Source organism: Candidatus Streptomyces philanthi (genome assembly GCF_059553635.1).
This window is the reverse complement of sequence record NZ_JCANQV010000619.1, coordinates 1-1,130: the sequence shown is the minus strand read 5'-3', so window position 1 is coordinate 1,130 and position 1,130 is coordinate 1. Positions and strand designations below refer to the sequence as shown.

The window sequence follows — 1,130 nt, the reverse complement described above, 5'->3', positions numbered from 1 at the left end:
TCTAGGAGCACGACACATGAACGTCCAGCCGACACCGGACCACGGGGAGCGGGGGGCCGCGCGATGAGGGTGCTGCTCATCGGCGCCAACGGCTACCTCGGCCGCTATGTCGCCGACCGCCTGCTCGCCGACCCCGCCGTCCAGCTCACCGTCCTCGGCAGGGGCGACGACGCCGACGTCCGCTTCGACCTCGCCACCGGCAGCCCCGGGGCGCTCACCCGCTTCCTCGACGCCGTCCACCCCGGCGTCGTCATCAACTGCGCGGGCGCCACCCGCGGCGGAGCCCGCGACCTGACCCGGCACAACACCGTCGCGGTCGCCACCGTCTGCGAGTCGCTGCGCCGCAGCGGCTGCGGCGCCCGGCTCGTCCACCTCGGCTGCGCCTCCGAGTACGGGCCCTCGCAGCCCGGCTCCTCCACCGCCGAGGACGCCCTGCCCCGGCCCGGCGGCCCCTACGGCGTCAGCAAGCTCGCCGCCACCGAACTGGTCCTCGGCTCCGGCCTGGACGCCGTGGTGCTGCGGATCTTCTCCCCGGTCGGCCCCGGCACCCCGGCGGGCTCCCCGCTCGGCCGCCTCGCCGAGGCGATGCGCCGCGCGATGCAGGCCGGGGACAGCGAGCTGAAGCTCGGCGGGCTCGGGGTGCAGCGCGACTTCGTCGACGTACGGGACGTGGCGCGGGCCGTGCACGCCGCCTCGCTCTCCGCCGCCCAGGGCGTCGTCAACATCGGTACCGGCCGTGCCGTCCGACTGCGGGAGGCCGCCTCGGTGCTCGCCCGCGTCGCCGGGTTCGGGGGCGCGCTGCACGAACTCGACGTGCCACCCGCCCGCCTCGTCATCCCCGGCCCGTCCGCCGAGCACGGCACCGCCCCGCCCACCTACCCCTACCCGGACGGCTGCGGCGCCTGGCAGCAGGCGGACGTGCGCACCGCCCGCGACCGGCTCGGATGGCGGCCGAGGATCGCGCTGGAGGAGTCGCTGGCCGACATCTGGATGGAGGCCGCATGCCGCATCTGAGCCCCGGCGGCCCCTCCCGGTCGGTGACCGGCACGGGGCCTCCGGGCGCGGCCGCGGCGGCCCGCCCGCCCCGGGTGTCCACAGACCGGGACGGTCGTCCCGCAGATCGGACAGCG

At 77.1% G+C, this 1,130-nt stretch carries 1 protein-coding gene; it reads left to right on the top strand.

Annotated elements, in window-relative coordinates; translation table 11 throughout:
• Positions 1 to 63: 63 nt before the first annotated feature.
• On the top strand, positions 64 to 1,014 hold the full coding sequence (locus tag AC51EU_RS30675; protein ID WP_496270358.1) for an NAD-dependent epimerase/dehydratase family protein: 951 nt from the start codon (positions 64 to 66) through the stop codon (positions 1,012 to 1,014).
• Positions 1,015 to 1,130: the final 116 nt, after the last annotated feature.

Coding starts and splice junctions, on each gene's coding strand:
- AC51EU_RS30675 (WP_496270358.1), top strand. CDS start 64: ATGAGGGTGCTGCTCATCGGCGCCAACGGCTACCTCGGCCGCTATGTC.